Annotated in this window: 11 protein-coding genes; 8 read left to right on the top strand and 3 right to left on the bottom strand. The window is 73.8% G+C overall.

All coding sequences use genetic code 11. From position 1 onward, the window contains the following. Positions 1–142 precede the first annotated feature (142 nt). From EAO76_RS03475 to EAO76_RS03465, 3 genes are all read left to right on the top strand, one after another. Positions 143–1,669: a hypothetical protein gene (locus tag EAO76_RS03475; protein WP_148833201.1), complete on the top strand. Its 1,527-nt coding sequence runs from the start codon at positions 143–145 to the stop codon at positions 1,667–1,669. A gap of 241 nt (positions 1,670–1,910) precedes the next feature. Then, positions 1,911–2,837 carry a hypothetical protein gene (locus EAO76_RS03470; RefSeq protein WP_148833199.1) on the top strand — a complete coding sequence of 309 codons (927 nt, stop codon included), beginning with the start codon at positions 1,911–1,913 and terminating at the stop codon, positions 2,835–2,837. A gap of 75 nt (positions 2,838–2,912) precedes the next feature. Beyond that, positions 2,913–7,631: a hypothetical protein gene (locus tag EAO76_RS03465; RefSeq protein WP_148833197.1), complete on the top strand. Its 4,719-nt coding sequence runs from the start codon at positions 2,913–2,915 to the stop codon at positions 7,629–7,631. A gap of 171 nt (positions 7,632–7,802) precedes the next feature. Here EAO76_RS03465 and EAO76_RS03460 read toward each other — a convergent pair whose 3' ends face one another. After that, positions 7,803–8,273 carry a hypothetical protein gene (locus tag EAO76_RS03460; protein WP_187438453.1) on the bottom strand — a complete coding sequence of 157 codons (471 nt, stop codon included), beginning with the start codon at positions 8,271–8,273 and terminating at the stop codon, positions 7,803–7,805. A 475-nt stretch (positions 8,274–8,748) separates the two neighbouring features. On the opposite strand from EAO76_RS03460, the gene EAO76_RS03455 reads away from it, so the two are divergent. From EAO76_RS03455 to EAO76_RS03440, 4 genes are read left to right on the top strand one after another with little or no spacing between them, the layout of a single operon-like run. Further along, positions 8,749–11,604, top strand: coding sequence for a nitrate- and nitrite sensing domain-containing protein (locus EAO76_RS03455; RefSeq protein ID WP_148833195.1), 2,856 nt, complete (start codon positions 8,749–8,751; stop codon positions 11,602–11,604). Then, positions 11,601–12,044 carry a roadblock/LC7 domain-containing protein gene (locus tag EAO76_RS03450; protein WP_148833193.1) on the top strand — a complete coding sequence of 148 codons (444 nt, stop codon included), beginning with the start codon at positions 11,601–11,603 and terminating at the stop codon, positions 12,042–12,044. Before EAO76_RS03455 ends, EAO76_RS03450 begins: the two co-directional genes overlap by 4 nt. Positions 12,045–12,051: 7 nt before the next feature. Next, a complete protein-coding gene (locus tag EAO76_RS03445; protein ID WP_148833191.1) occupies positions 12,052–12,474 on the top strand; it encodes a DUF742 domain-containing protein in 423 nt (140 codons plus the stop codon). Continuing rightward, entirely contained in the window at positions 12,455–13,060 is a 606-nt protein-coding gene (locus EAO76_RS03440) for an ATP/GTP-binding protein (protein ID WP_148833189.1), read from the top strand. Before EAO76_RS03445 ends, EAO76_RS03440 begins: the two co-directional genes overlap by 20 nt. Before the next feature lie 191 nt (positions 13,061–13,251). On the opposite strand, the gene EAO76_RS03435 is transcribed toward EAO76_RS03440, so the two are convergent. After that, a complete protein-coding gene (locus EAO76_RS03435) occupies positions 13,252–13,599 on the bottom strand; it encodes a DUF962 domain-containing protein (RefSeq protein ID WP_148833187.1) in 348 nt (115 codons plus the stop codon). 138 nt (positions 13,600–13,737) lie between these two features. Further along, entirely contained in the window at positions 13,738–14,544 is an 807-nt protein-coding gene (locus tag EAO76_RS03430) for a M15 family metallopeptidase (protein WP_148833185.1), read from the bottom strand. 57 nt (positions 14,545–14,601) lie between these two features. Between EAO76_RS03430 and EAO76_RS03425 the strand changes: the two genes are divergently transcribed. Beyond that, a partial coding sequence (locus tag EAO76_RS03425; RefSeq protein WP_148833183.1) for an NUDIX domain-containing protein occupies positions 14,602–14,986 on the top strand: 385 nt, incomplete at its 3' end.

The raw sequence follows: 14,986 nt of genomic DNA, 5'->3' as shown, positions 1-14,986 counted from the left end.
GCGCGACGGCGCCGACCGCACCGCCGGAGCCCCGCACGACGACGGTGACGGCGGCCGCCGGGCCGCCGGGCGACGACCCCGGGCGGGGGTCGCTTCTGCGTCGTTTCGACCGGTGTCAGTGTGAGGACCTAATCTGTGCACCGTGACTTCGCCTGCCTACACGGACAACGCTGCGCCCCAGCTCAGCGCGGGGCCGCGACCCGCCCCGGGTCCGGCCGCCGACGAGGGGCTCGCGCGGCGGCTGCGCGCGCTCGCCTGCACGGCGCCGCTGCACGACCTCGATGTGCGCAAGGCGAATCTGGCCGGGGAGTACACGGTCTACGCGATGGCCGAGGTGGCGCTCGCCGCGATCGACCTCGTGACGCTCAACATGGACTTCGACACCGGTGCCGACCACGACCAGATAGTGGCCAGGCTGCTTCCCCGCGTCGCCGCCCAGGCCCCGGCCCGCCCGGCCGCCGAGCACGAGCGGGTGGCCCGCTGGGTGCTGGAGAACCTGATCAACGTCGGCAGCGTGGACCGCGGATTCCGCGCCGTGTACGGCACCTTCGGCGCCGACGGCCTCTACACCCGCAGGGACTACGACTTCAAACTGATCGAGGAGGTCCCGGGCCACGGCGGCGCGGTCTACCTCCGCACCACCGACGAGGCCGTCAACGTCCTGGTCGGCGCCCTCGACACGGACGTCACCAGCGCCCAGATCGCCGCCGAGGTCAAGCTGGAGGTCCTCATCAGCCGGGGCCGCCTCGCGGACGCGCAGCTCGCCGCCGAACAGGCCCGCTACCGCACCGTCCAGTACGCGGAGACCCTCCGCAAGACGCTGGAGGCCACCCGGCGCAACGTCCGGGCGGTCGACTGGCTCAACGCGGTGCCCGACATGATCGCCGAGGCGCTGGACCACGTGGCCGACCGCTACCGCCACGAGAACGCGATCCTCACCAACATCCGCAAGGCCCGTGACGAGGCCGAGGAGCCCGAGCACAAGAGGCGCGCCGCCGAACTCGTCGACATCGTCAAGGACTGCATCCGCCGCCACACCCAGCTGCAGTCCCGACTGCTGGAGGCCGGCCCGCTCTTCCGCGCCGAACAGGACCGGCAGGCGTTCGCCACCCCCGCCGCCCGCACCGGCCTCGACCTCTACGGCCAGCTCGTCGCCCCGCTGCTGCCGCTCCCCGTGGAACGGGCCATCCGCGTCACCGACGCCTTCTTCGCCCGCGGCACCGGGCTGCGCACCCCCTCCTCGGTGCGGATGGGCGACCTCGTCGGCCTGCTGCTCACCCCGCCCCTGGAGCGGGAGCACCTGGGCGCCGAGATGCCCGAGCCCGATCTGATCGCCACCCCGGACGACAGCCGGTTCAGCGAGGAGCAGCTCGCGAGCGCCATGGAGCTCCTCGACCTGGAGCACGACGCCCCGAGACGGCTCTCCGGACTCCTCGCCGAGGCCCGCCGCCGCGATCCGGAACTTCCCTACCTGGTCGCCCTGCTCGCGGTGCACGCCGCGAGCCCGCCGGTCGGCACGGCCTACCGGCAGGGGGAGCAGCGCCTGCTGTTCTCCGTGGACGACGGGACGCAGCTCGACGACCCGGAGTTCGGCGGCGCCGACCTGATCGTGGGCACGGCCCTGCTCGACGCGGTCGGGATGGCCGCGGACCGCTCGGAGGCGTCATGACCGGCGCGGCGCGCCCGGCCCGCCACCCGCTCTCCCGGACGGCGTCGACCGGCCGGGGGCGCCCCCGGCCCGTCGGCGGGCATATGACATCCGTCGGCACGTGCGCCGCCCGCCCCGTACCGCCCCGGACGCCCACGGCGAGAGCCCGTGCCGCCCGCCCCGTACCGTCCCGGACCGCGGTCGCGAGAGTCCGTGCCGTCCGCCCCGTACCGAAGAGTTTCCGCAGCAAGGAGCGACAGTCGTGAGCGACCACCGCGCACAGCACGCCGACGCGTGGGGCGAGCCGGCCGCCGCGTACGTCACCGAGGGCGCGGCGCCCGCCGCCCCGACGGGCCCCACCACCGCGTCCGTCACCCCGGCCGACGCCGCGGACGCCGCCCGGCTCGTCGCCTTCGGCCTCCAGCCCAAACTGCTGCCCGCCCGCGACGCCGAGTACGCCGAACTGCTCCGCCGCTACCGGGAGGAGCCCGCCTTCGCCCGGCTCGCCGACGCGGTGGCGACCGGGCTGGGCCTGGTCGTGCTGGAGGTGTCGACCCGCGCGGGCATGGCCGTGACGGCGGGGGAGGACTCCGTCTTCGCCGTCCGCATGGGCGACTACGCCCGCCGCGCCTCCTCCGACTCCGCCGACCGCTTCCTGCACGGGCTCGCGCACCTCGCCGTCGCCACGATGGCCTTCCCCCGCCCCGAGGACCTCGCCGACGACGCGTACATCGGCCGCATCACGGTCAACGGCGTCGACTCCTTCGTACGTCAGGCGTGCCGCCGGCTGGAGGAGCGCGCGGAGGAGCACGGGGACAACACCGACCCGGCCACCGACGCCCCCGGACTCGAAGCCGCATGGCGGATCTACGCCCGGCGCAGCGCCACCGGCGCGACGAAGGACGCCCGCCGGCTGGCCGGTTCCACCACCGGCATCGTCGGGAAGGCCGTCGCCTTCCTCACCGACTCCGGTTTCCTCCAGCGCACCGGGGACGACGCCGGCGGCGCCTTCCGCACCACCGCCCGCTACCAGCTCCAGGTGCGCGACATGGCCGGCGGCGCCGCCATGGCCGAACTGCTGGAACTCGGCGTCGTCCCGGTCACCGACGGCACGGCGACGCTCCTCCCGCCGCCCGACCCCGACGACCTGGAACTGGTCGCCGACGCCGGTCTGCCCTTCCACTCCTGACCACCTCTCCTTCGCAACCCCACCGCCTCCACCGCCCCACCGCCTTCACCGCCCGAACGACGAGAGTCCGCCGCCATGTACGAGCTGTCCCGGGTCCGCCTCTACTCCATCGGGCCTGCCGGTGCGCGCTACGCCGACACCGTGCTTGACCTGCGCGGAGTGGGCGAGCCCGTGCCCAACCCCGCGCCGGCCCAGGCGGAGTTCTTCGAGGAGGAGCCGGTCGGCCCGCCGCGCCGCCCGGCACCCGCCGGTGTGCTCTTCCTGGAGAACGGCGGCGGCAAGTCGGTGCTGCTGAAGCTGATCTTCTCGGTGATGCTGCCCGGCCACCGCAACACCCTCGGCGGGGCCAGCTCCGGCGTGCTGCGCAAGTTCCTCCTCGCCGACGACTGCGGACACGTCGCCCTGGAGTGGCAGCACACCCTCACCGGCGAGTGCGTGGTCGTCGGCAAGGTCAGCGAATGGCGCGGCCGGCAGGTCTCCAACGACCCGAGGAAGTTCGCCGAGGCCTGGTACTCCTTCCGGCCCGGACCCGGACTCAGCCTGGACTCCCTGCCGGTCGCCGAGGCCACCTCCGTACGCCCGTCCGCCGAAGGCGCCTCCGGCGCACGGGGCCGACGGCGCACGATGAAGGGCTTCCGCGACGCCCTGACCGAGGCGGGCAAGTTCTACCAGCACCTCGACGTGCACTGGGAAGAGATCCACGACCGGTGGAACGAACACCTCGGGGACCTCGGACTCGACCCCGAACTCTTCCGCTACCAGCGCGAGATGAACGCCGACGAGGGCGAGGCGGCGGGCCTCTTCGCGGTCAAGAAGGACTCCGACTTCACCGACCTGCTGCTGCGGGCCGTCACCGACACCCGGGACACGGACGGCCTCGCGGACCTGGTCGGCGGCTTCGGCAACAAACTGGGCCGCCGGGCCGAGCTGACCGCCGAACGGGACTTCACGGCGGGCTCGGTCGACCTGCTCGGACGGATCGTGGAGGCCGCGGGCACCCGCTCCCGCGCCCGGGACATCCACGCCGGCGCCGAGCGCCGCACCCGTACGCTCGCCCGCAGGCTCTCCGTCCGGGCCGGTCAGGAACGCGGCCGCAGCACCGAACTCGCCCAGCAGGTGACGGGCGCCGCCCACACCGTCACCACGGCCGAAGAAGCACGCGGCCGCAGCGCCCTGGCCGCCGCCGAACTGGCCTACCGGCACGCCTCCCTGGCCCTGGCCGCTGCGGAGAAGGGCGCCGCCGCCCAGCGCCGCGAACTGGTCGACGCCCGCACCCTGCACTCCGCCTGGCAGGCCGCCGAGGCCGTGCTGCGGCACCGCGCGGCCGGCGACCGCTCCGCACGGGTGGCCGCCGCGATCCGGGAGGCCGAACGGGACGCCGCGCCCGCGCTCGCCGCCCGTGCCGAGGCCGCCGCCGACCTGGTACAGGCCCTGCACATCGCCGCGGAGGCCGGGGAGAACCTGGCCAACGAGGAGGAGGAGCGTTCCGACGCCCTGCAGAGCGCGGGCGAGACCGCCCACCGGGACGCCACCACCGCCGCCACCGAGGCCCAGCGCGCCCGCAGCGAGGCCGGACACCTGCGCCAGCGCCTCGCCGAGGTCGAACAGGAGACGGCCCAGGCGGTACGGGCCGGCTGGCTCGACGACACCGCGCCCGACGCCGACCCGGCGCGCGCCGCCCTCGCCGCGAGCGACGCCGAGCAGTCCGCCGTCGCCGCCTGGGACACCGCCAGGGAGGCCGCCCGCACGGCGGCCGACCGGGCCAGGGAGGCCGCGGCCGCCGAGAGCCGCGCCGAACTCGCCGCGGCCCGTGCCGCCGACGCCGCACAGGCCGCGGAGCAGTCGTACGAGGCCGAGTTCAGGGCCGCCGAGTCGATCGCCGCCGACCACCGGCTGGCCGACCTGCTGGGCCTTCCCGCACCGCACGGCACGGACGGCACCGAAACCGGCCCGGCCGGAACGGGCTCGCGCCCCGCCGGGGGAGAGCGGGACGACCGGGCGCCCACCGGCCCCGGGCAGCAGCCCGGCGTTCGCGAACGGTCGCTCACGGCCCAGGAGTTCGACCGCAGCGCCGACGAACTGCGGGAGCTGCTCGACCAGGGCATCGGCTCCGCCGAACGACGCCTCTTCGAGCTGCGCACGGCGGCCGCCGACGACGCGCGGATCCTCGGCGCGCTCGGCGACGGGGGTCTGCTGCCTCCCGGGCCCGACGTCCTGGCCACCGTCGAGTACCTCGGCGAGCACGGCATCCCCGCCCTGCCCGGCTGGCGGTACCTCGCCCAGGCCGTGGACCCCGCCGACCACGCGGCGGTCCTCGCGACCCGCCCCGAGCTGGTCGACGGCGTGGTCATCACCGACCCCGACTCGCACGCCCGCGCCCGCGAGGTCCTCGACGGCGCCGCCCTGCTGCCGCGTTCCGCGGTCGCCGTCGGCACCGCCGCGGCCCTGCTCGCCCCCGTCCCGGCCGCGGGCCCCCACACCGAGGGCGTGTTCCTCGTCCCGCCGAACCCGGCGATGCACGACGAGCACGCGGCCGACGAGGAACGACAGGCCCTCAGGACCCGGGCCGCGGCGCGCGACGAGGACATCCGCGCCCTCGCCGCCCGGCTCGCCGCGGACCGCGCCCTCGCCGCCCGCATCGGTTCCTGGCGCGCCGACTGCCCGCCCGGCATGCTCGCCGAACTCGCCGAGGCCGCCGGCACCGCCCGCACCGCAGCGGAGACGGCCGAGGCCGAACTCGCGGAAGCCCGTACGGTGCGCGCCGAGGCCGACGAGGCGGCCGCGGACACCGCCCGCGTCCGCGACGAGCGCCAGGAGGCGGCCCAGCGCGCCCGCCGGGCCGCCGACGCCCTCGCGGGCCTGGCGTACCGGCTCCGTGAACGCGCCGGCTGGCAGGCGAAGCTCCGCGAACTGACCGACGAGGCGGCCGAGTCCGAGGCCCGCGCCACCGTCTGCCTGGAGCGGGCCCGCGCCGCCGACGAGGACCGCAGGGCCGCGCAGCGCGCCGCCGACGACGCCCGGCGCACGGCCCGCGCCCTGCGCGCCGAACGCGCCGAGATCGCGGGCGCCCCCGAGCAGCTCCCGGAGCCCGACGGCGACGCCCCGCGCCCCGCGCTCCCCGCCCTGCGCGAGGCGTACCGGGCCGCCTCCCAGCTGTACGAGAAGGTGGGCGTCGGCGCGGACCTGCGCGCCGAGCAGGCCCGCGCCGAGAGCGACGAGAGCGCCGCCCTCGCCGAACTGGACCGGCTCACCAACAAGGTCCGCACCCGGGCCGCCCAGCTCCTCGAAGGAACCGACGGAGCCGACGGGCCCTCCCGGCAGGCCGCCGCGGCCCGTGCCGAGTCCCTGGTGCAGCTCCTGGAGACCCGGGCCTCCACGGCGAGCGAGCAACTGGGCCGGCTGCGCGGCGAGGCCGAGCGCCTGGCCCCGGCCGACGGCGAGTCCCACCACACCGAACTCCCCGACGAGCTGGTCCCCGCCGATGCCGAGCAGGCCCAGGCCCTCCTGCGCACCGCCACGGCCGAACTGGCCTCCGCCACCGCGACGCTGGACACCGCCCGCGCCGCCCACGCCGAGCTGCTGCACGCCCACCGCACCGCCGAGGACTCGGCGGGCGGCTTCGACGAGACGGCCGCGCTCCTGCGGGACCTGCTCAGGGACCACGGCGCGGACGACGACGCCGAGGCCCCCGAGCCGTACCCCGGCAGCCTCGACGAGGCCCGGCAGTCCGCGGCCGAGGCCCGCCGCTCGCTGCGCGGCTGCGCCACCGACCTCTCCGCCGCCGAGAGCGCCGTACGGGAAGCGAGCGACGTCCTCGTACGGCACGCCAACTCCACCCGCTACGAACAGGTCCGCACCCCCGCGCGCCAGCAGATCCGCGAACTGCCCGCCGCGGCGCTGCCCGAGCACGCCGAGAAGTGGGCCGTCGCCTTCGCGCCCCGGCTCCGCGTGCTCACCGACGAACTGGCCCAGCTGGAACGCAACCGCGACTCCATCGTCGACCGGCTGCGCGGTCTCGTGGAGTCCGCGCTCACCACCCTGCGCTCCGCCCAGCGGCTCTCCCGGCTGCCGGAGGGGCTGGGGGAGTGGTCCGGTCAGGAATTCCTCCGCATCCGCTTCGAGGAACCCGACCAGGCGACGCTCACCGAGCGGCTCGGCGAGGTCATCGACGAGGCCACCCGCGCCGCGCTGAGGAAGAACTCCGACCTGCGCAGGGACGGCATGTCCCTCCTGCTGCGCGGTGTGCAGGCGGCGCTGGAGCCCAGGGGCGTCGCCGTGGAGATCCTCAAGCCGGACGCGGTGCTCCGCGCCGAGCGCGTCCCGGTCGGACAGATGGGCGACGTCTTCTCCGGCGGCCAGCTGCTCACCGCTGCCATCGCCCTGTACTGCACCATGGCCGCGCTGCGCAGCAACGACCGGGGACGGGACCGCCACCAGCACCGGCACGCGGGCACCCTCTTCCTGGACAACCCCATCGGCCGCGCCAACGCCACCTATCTGCTGGAGCTCCAGCGCGCGGTGTCCGACGCCCTGGGCGTGCAGCTGCTCTACACGACCGGACTGTTCGACACCACGGCACTCGCGGAATTCCCGCTGGTCATCCGGTTGCGCAATGACGCGGACCTGCGGGCCGGGCTGAAGTACATCAGCGTGGAGGAGCACCTGCGCCCCGGCCTGCCGCAGCAGGACCCGGGCGGCGGGACGGTGCACGGCGAGATCACCGCCACCCGCATGTTCAAGCGCGCCACGACACCGCCCGGTACCGACCGGACCCCCGCGGAGCAGGACGCCTGAAGCGCGTCGCGGAAGTGGCGTCGTCCGCCCGGAGGGCGTTCCCGGGCGGGCGGGAACTTTCGGAACACGCTCCCCGGACTTCCCGCCCGGATCGCGCCGGGTCCGCGGGGGCCGGCGCGACCCGGGGAGAGGCCCCGGCCTCTCCCCGGGCGTGCGGACCTGCCGGGGCGCTCAGGCCTGCGAGAGGTTTCCCGCGCCCCGGCGGCGTATCCGCGCCTCGTCCCGCTGCGCGGCCCGTGCCGCCCGTCGTGCCCTGCGCCGCTCGCGGCGCAGCTGCCGTGCCGAACTGCTCGGCGCGGAGACCACGCCGTTGCGCTGGTTCCAGACCTGCCGGGTGATCCAGACGTCCAGCACCGACCAGGTCGCGACCACCGTGCTGCCCACGCTGCTCAGCACCATCGGGAACGCCAGCCAGGACCCGGTCAGAGTGCACAGGAACGCCACCATCGCCTGAATGATCGTCAGCGACATGATGAGAACCGCGCGCACGGCGGACGTGCGGACCGGGTCCGGCATCCGGCGCCGTCCCGCGGGCTCTTCCACCCACAGCTGCTGGCGCGGGATCCTCGCCCCGTTCGCCGCAGGTCGTGCCGCCGCGGCCGGTGCCGACAGCACCGCACCCCGACGCTCTTCCGTTTCCAAGGACTCTCAACTCCCCACCACTGTCCGACTTCAGGGTTGCTGCCCGGCCTGCGCCGTCTCTACGCGGGCGGATCGGACCGTCCCGCCCCACCGGTTTCCTCCGGCGGACCGGAGTCGCAACCCCCACCATGATCCCGCCTCGCGGACACCGTTTCTCCCCGGGCTGCCCCCACCTCGTACAGATGTCCCGTACAGACGGACGAGTGACCGGTCGTGAAGATTCCCCCGATCCGTCATGGAGCGAATAATTCCAGCCAACTGCCCTGTCGAACATGGTGAAGCATTGGCGGGTCTCTTCTGCCGCTTTCGCGAATTTCATTGCCCGGAATACCGGGACAAGCCATGATCAATAACGAGGAGAGCGGCTGAAAATCGTCCGGACGTCCCTTCGAGTTGTCTCCGTGTCGGTAGTAGGCTCGCGCCGTTTGTTGACGGAACACGACCCCCGGCACACGGGGTCGAGCTGGGGGAGTCCATGCGCTTTCGCGGAAAGTCCATCCGCAGGAAGATCGTGGCGCTGCTGCTGGTGCCGCTCGTCTCCCTCACCGGACTCTGGGGATTCGCCACCTATCTGACGGGGCGCGAGGCCAGACAACTGATGAGTGCGAGCACCATCGTGGAGAAGGTCGGCCATCCGCTGGAGGACACGGTCCGGGCCATTCAGGACGAGCGCCGCCAGACCCTCGTCTTCCTCGCCGACCCCAGGGCCTCCGACGCCCTCCCGCTCCTGCAACGTCAACGCACTGCCACCGACCGCGTCCTGACGGGCCTCAAGGACGGCGCGCGCCAGAAAGACATTCGCGAGGCCCTCAGTTCCGAGGACGATTCCCAGCTCGACTCCATCCTGGGCACCGTGGAGGGGCTGGGCGCACTGCGTGAATCGGTCGACGAGCGCACCATCGACCGTTCCAGGGCGATGGAGTTCTACGGGCGGCTCATAGATCCCTGCTACCGCTTTCTGACCGGTCTCCGCACGATGGAGAACGTGTCGATGGACAAACAGGTCCGGGCCCTGGTCGGGATCTCCCGCGCCCGCGAGATGCTCTCCCGCGAGGACGCCCTGATCGCCTCGTCGCTCATCGCGGGCCGGCTCACCGCCGCCGAACTGCGCCAGGTCTCCGACCTCGTGGCCAATCGCGAACTGCTCTACGAGATCAACGCCGAGATGCTTCCCGCGTCGGAGCGGCAGCGCATCGAGCAGTACTGGGCGAGCCCGGACAGCGAACCGCTCAGGACCGCGGAGCGGACCCTCGTCCAGGATGGCCCCACCCAGGACCCGCGGGCCGTCGACGCCGAGCGCTGGCAGGAGGCGGCCGCACCGGTCCTGGAGCGGCTGGCCAACGACTCCACCGAGATGGGAAACCGTTTCCAGGACCGCGGCAAACCCGCCGGGTACGGCGTCCTGATCAAGGCCGGCGTCGCGGGCGTCCTCGGATTCCTCGCCCTGGTCGCCTCGCTGTTCGTCTCCGTGCGCATCGGCCGCGAACTCATCCGCGACCTCTCCAGGCTCCGCAAGGACGCCCACGAGGTCTCCGGCGTGCGACTGCCGAGCGTGATGCGCCGCCTGGCCGCGGGGGAGCAGGTCGACGTGGAGACGGAGGCCCCGCACCTCCAGTACGAGCGCGACGAGATCGGCCAGGTCGGCCAGGCCCTCAACACCCTGCAACGGGCGGCCGTCGAGGCCGCGGTCAAGCAGGCCGACATGCGGCGCGGAGTGTCCGAGGTGTTCGTCAACCTCGCCCGCCGCAACCAGGTGCTGCTGCACCGCCAGCTGACGCTCCTGGACACGATGGAGCGCCGTACCGAGAACACCGACGAACTCGCGGACCTCTTCCGCCTCGACCACCTGACCACCCGCATGCGGCGCCACGCCGAGGGCCTGGTGATCCTCTCCGGCGCCGCGCCCTCCCGCCAGTGGCGCAAGCCGATCCAGCTGATGGACGTGGTGCGGGCGGCGGTCGCCGAGGTCGAGGACTACGAGCGGATCGAGGTCCGCCGACTGCCCCGCATCGGCGTGGGCGGCCCCGCGGTCGCCGACCTCACCCATCTGATCGCCGAACTCCTGGAGAACGCGACCGTGTTCTCGCCCCCGCACACCGCGGTCCAGGTGCACGGCGAACGCGTCGCCAACGGCTTCACGCTGGAGATCCACGACCGCGGCCTGGGCATGCCCCCCGAAGTCCTCCTGGACGCCAATCTGCGGCTCGCCGAGACCCCCGAGTTCGAACTCTCCGACACCGACCGGCTCGGCCTGTTCGTGGTCAGCCGCCTCGCGCAGCGCCAGAGCGTCCGGGTCTCGCTGCAACCCTCCCCCTACGGGGGTACGACCGCGGTCGTCTTCATCCCGGCGGCGCTGCTCACCGACGCCCCGGACACCCACGGCACCGGATTCCGCCTGGACCGCAGGGCCGAGCGGGCGATCGGAGCGGGCGGACGGAAGGCCGGGGAGCCGACGGGCGGCGACGGCGCGCCGGACCGCCGGACCGGCCGGCCCTCCACCCTCGCCCCCGTGCCGACCGGCCTCGTGGACCCGGCCCTCCTGGACGGCCCCGTGGAGCTCGAAGGCCCCGTCGGAGCACTGGACTTCGACGACGACCCGCTGCTCGACCCCCTGCTGGGCGGCGCCTCGGACCTCGACGACACCGAGAGCGAGCGCGGCGGCATCTTCCGGGCCCGCGAGCTGCGCCGCGACGACGGCCGCGACCAGCACCAGCAGGCCGCGGACCGGCCGGCCGGGACCGCGGCCGACGCGCACCCCGGCAGGCCGGTGCCGCTGCCCCGCCGCAAGCCGCCGACCCTGGTCGCCGACAACGGCCGCCGGGTCGACGAGGCGGGCCGGGCCCGCTCCGCGGCCGCCGGGCGCGGCCCCGCCGAGACCTCCGGCCCCAGGTCCCTCGACACCGCACGCCCCGGACCGGGCGCCGGATCGCCGGACCCGGGCAGCACGCCGCCGGCCGCCGCCCCGTGGCACCCCGGTGCCGCCACCGAACCCCGGCAGCCCACCGGCTTCCGGAAACCCACCGAGCCCGCCACCCCCGCAGGGCCCGCTCCCTCCGGGGCCCCGAGCACCCGCGAGACCGTGGGAGGGCTGCCCCGCCGCGTCCGGCAGGCCAGCCTCGCCCCGCAGCTGCGCGAGGACTCGGGCCTCCGTGACGCGGAACCGGCCCGGACGGACCCGGCCCAGGACTTCGACCGCGACGCGGACGAGGTACGCAGCCGCATGGCTTCGCTCCAACGCGGCTGGCAGCGCGGACGTCGGCAGAACGCCGAGGACGTGTCCGGTCCCGGTGACACAGCACAAGGAACCACTCCGGGAGGGGACGGTCCATGACCGCACCGAACGTCGCTGCGACCGATGCCGCACGCCAGGGCTCCGGCCAGCTCAACTGGCTCCTCGACGAACTCGTCGAGCGGGTCTCCAGCATCCACAAGGCGCTGGTGCTCTCCAGCGACGGTCTCGCCACCGGCACGTCGAAGGGCCTGACCCGCGAGGACAGCGAGCACCTGGCGGCCGTCGCCTCCGGCTTCCACAGCCTCGCCAAGGGAGTCGGGCGGCACTTCGACGCGGGCAGGGTCCGCCAGACCGTCGTCGAACTCGACGAGGCGTTCCTCTTCGTCACCGCGGCCGGGGACGGGAGCTGTCTCGCGGTGCTGGCCGACGCCGACTCCGACGTCGGCCAGGTGGCGTACGAGATGACGCTGATGGTCAAGCGGGTCGGCGCACACCTGGCCAACGCCCCACGGACGCCCGGTTCGGCCGCCGGGGGGTGAGTGGACGGTGAGCGCCGAATCCTCCAGATCTCCGGCAACGCCCACCGACCCGCGGGCTTCGCACTGGTACGACGCCGAAGCGGGGCCGGTGGTCCGTCCGTACGCGATGACCCGGGGCCGTACCAGCAGCGCCTCCCGTCACCGGCTCGACCTGATCGCGATCGTCGTCCCCGAACCGGAAGCCGACGATCCGGGCAGGGACCAGACGCTCTCCCCGGAACACGTGGAGATCATCGAGCTCTGTTCCGGCGTGCCCCAGTCGATCGCCGAGCTCGCGGCCGGCCTCGACCTCCCCGTAGGGGTGGTCCGGGTGCTGGTCGGCGACCTCGTCGAGGACGAACTGGTGCATGTGACCCGTCCCGTTCCGCCGGCCGAGCTGCCGGACGTGAACATTCTTCGCGAGGTGATCAATGGCCTTCGGGCGCTCTAGCCGCAAGAAGCGGCCCGTGGAGCCCGTTACCCTGAAAATCCTGGTGGCGGGCGGCTTCGGAGTGGGCAAGACGACCCTGGTCGGCGCGGTCAGCGAGATCAGGCCGCTGCGCACGGAGGAGAGGCTGAGCGAGGCGGGCCGTCCGGTGGACGACCTGGCCGGGGTGGAGGCGAAGACCACCACCACGGTGGCCATGGACTTCGGCCGGATCACCCTCCGCGAGGACCTGGTGCTCTACCTCTTCGGCACACCGGGACAGGACCGGTTCTGGTTCCTGTGGGACGAACTGGCGCAGGGCGCCCTGGGCGCGGTCGTGCTCGCGGACACCCGGCGCCTGGAGGACTGCTTCGCGGCGGTCGACTACTTCGAACGCCGCGCCATCCCGTTCGCCGTCGCGGTGAACTGCTTCGAGGGGGCCGACCGGTTCCCCACCGAGACGGTGCAGGCCGCACTGGACCTGGACCCCGAGGTGCCCGTGCTCATGTGCGACGCGCGCGACCGCTCCTCCGTGCGGGAGGTCCTGGCCACGGTGGTCGAACACGCCCTGGCCCGCGCGGAACGCGTCCGCGAACCCGCCACGACGTGACGTCCCGCGTCCGGAACACGACGTGACGTCCCGCGTCGAAACCGCCACGACGTGATGCCCCGCGTCCGGATCACGACATGTGGCCCGGACCCCCGCCGACCGGGGGCCGGGCCACATGCCGACCGGTGCCGGGGCGAGCGGTCCTCACCCGCCGGGCGGCCCGGTCGTGCGGACCGCCGGCCGGACTGCCGTCAGCGGTGCTCGGCGAGCCACTTGGCCGCGATCTCCGCCAGCTCCCGGTCGCGCCCCGCCAGCATCATCCGGATCATCTGCACGTCGCCGCGCAGCGACCAGGCCGGATGCCCGAAGGTGGCCGGGTTGTTCCCCTCGATCAGGAAGTGCGCGGGCCAGGCCGTTCCGTAACCGATCAGCGGCAACGCGGCCAGGTACCTCCGACGCCCCCGTGCCAGGCCGTAGGCGCTGACCGCGAGCCCCGTCAGCGTGCCCGTCAGATGGACCCAGCGGGTCGCCGCCCTGGAGTGCATCGCCACGTAATAGGGCCAGAACTCTTCGTAGGAATCGAACGTCTGCTGTGACATACGGGCACCGTAATGGCTCGAACGGCAACCGGAAACGGCCGGTTCGCGTCGAAGTGGGAGAAGCGGGCGGCCGGAATCCGCGGGGGTGTTACCGGCCGCCCCTTCCGCGCAGCGGACCCGGGGCCGCCCGGCAGGTCCTCAGTGCCCCGCCACGGACCTTCTGGCCACCGGGAAGTCGAAGTAGGTGTCCGGGAACGTCTCGGGCTTGAAGGTGTAGTGCCACCACTCCTCGGCCAGGTTGACGAAGCCGACGTCGGCGAGGCTCTTCTTCAGGAACTGCCGGTGGGCGCGCTGCTTCCCCCCGACGCGCGGGTCGTCGGTGTGGGAGAGCGTGTCGAAGCAGTCGAACCCCGTGCCCATGTCCACGGAGTTGTCCGGGAAGCGGTCGGCCGCGGGCGCGTGACAGGGCACCTGCTCCTGACCGGGCAGGTACGGCGGGGTCGGCGCGGCGGGCAGCCTCACCAGCGTCAGGTCCACCGTGCTGCCCCGGCTGTGCCCGGACTTCTCCGCGATGTAACCGTCCGCGAACAGCCGCGTCTTGTCGACCCGGGGATAGAACTCGCGCTTCATCGCCTGGTCGTCGAGGTCCTTCGCCCAGCGCACGAAGTGGTCGACCGCCCGCTGCGGCCGGTAGCAGTCGTACACCTTCAGCGAGTAGCCCAGGCGCAGCAGCCGGACCTGCGCGCGGTGCAGGGCGCGGGCGGCGGGCCGGGTCAGGATGCAGAGCGGCTGGCGGTAGCCGTCCACCGGAACGCCCATGAAGTTGTGCGCGGTGGGGTAGCGCATCTCCTGGATGATCGTCGGATCCACCGAACGCAGCGCCACGAACTCCTCGGGCGCCTTCGGCTCGGGCGCCGCCCCGGCCACGGGAACGGCGGCGACGACGGCGAGCAGGGTGGCGGCAGCGGTCGCCAGGACACGGGAAGCGAAAGCGAGACCTGTCATGAGCACATAATCCAGGAGTGCGGGGGAGTGCGCCCGGGGATCGGATACAGTCCGCGCGTGTCCGCATCCACGAGCAACTCCCACGCACCGGTCGACAACTCCCACTGCGGTGGTTGCGGAGCACCGTACGCCGCGACCGCCGGCTGGCCCCGCACCTGCGCCGCCTGCGGCAGCACCGCCTACCGCAACCCGCTGCCGGTCGCCGTGGCCCTGCTCCCCGTCACCGACCCGGACGGCACCGGACTCGTCGTCATCACCCGCACCATCCCGCCCCACCCCGGCGGCATCGCCCTCCCCGGCGGCTTCATCGACCACGACGAGGAATGGAAGCACGCCGTCGTCCGGGAACTGCGCGAGGAGACCGGGATCGAGGCCGCCGAGCAGGACGTCCGCCTCGCCGACGCGCTCAGCTCCCCGGCCGGCCACCTGCTCCTCTTCGGCC

Source organism: Streptomyces sp. sk2.1, assembly GCF_008120935.1.
GTDB lineage: Bacteria > Actinomycetota > Actinomycetes > Streptomycetales > Streptomycetaceae > Streptomyces.
This window is presented reverse-complemented; position numbering and strand designations above follow the sequence as displayed.

Coding starts and splice junctions, on each gene's coding strand:
- EAO76_RS03465 (WP_148833197.1), top strand. CDS start 2,913: ATGTACGAGCTGTCCCGGGTCCGCCTCTACTCCATCGGGCCTGCCGGT.
- EAO76_RS03455 (WP_148833195.1), top strand. CDS start 8,749: ATGCGCTTTCGCGGAAAGTCCATCCGCAGGAAGATCGTGGCGCTGCTG.
- EAO76_RS03450 (WP_148833193.1), top strand. CDS start 11,601: ATGACCGCACCGAACGTCGCTGCGACCGATGCCGCACGCCAGGGCTCC.
- EAO76_RS03440 (WP_148833189.1), top strand. CDS start 12,455: ATGGCCTTCGGGCGCTCTAGCCGCAAGAAGCGGCCCGTGGAGCCCGTT.
- EAO76_RS03435 (WP_148833187.1), bottom strand. CDS start 13,599: ATGTCACAGCAGACGTTCGATTCCTACGAAGAGTTCTGGCCCTATTAC.
- EAO76_RS03430 (WP_148833185.1), bottom strand. CDS start 14,544: ATGACAGGTCTCGCTTTCGCTTCCCGTGTCCTGGCGACCGCTGCCGCC.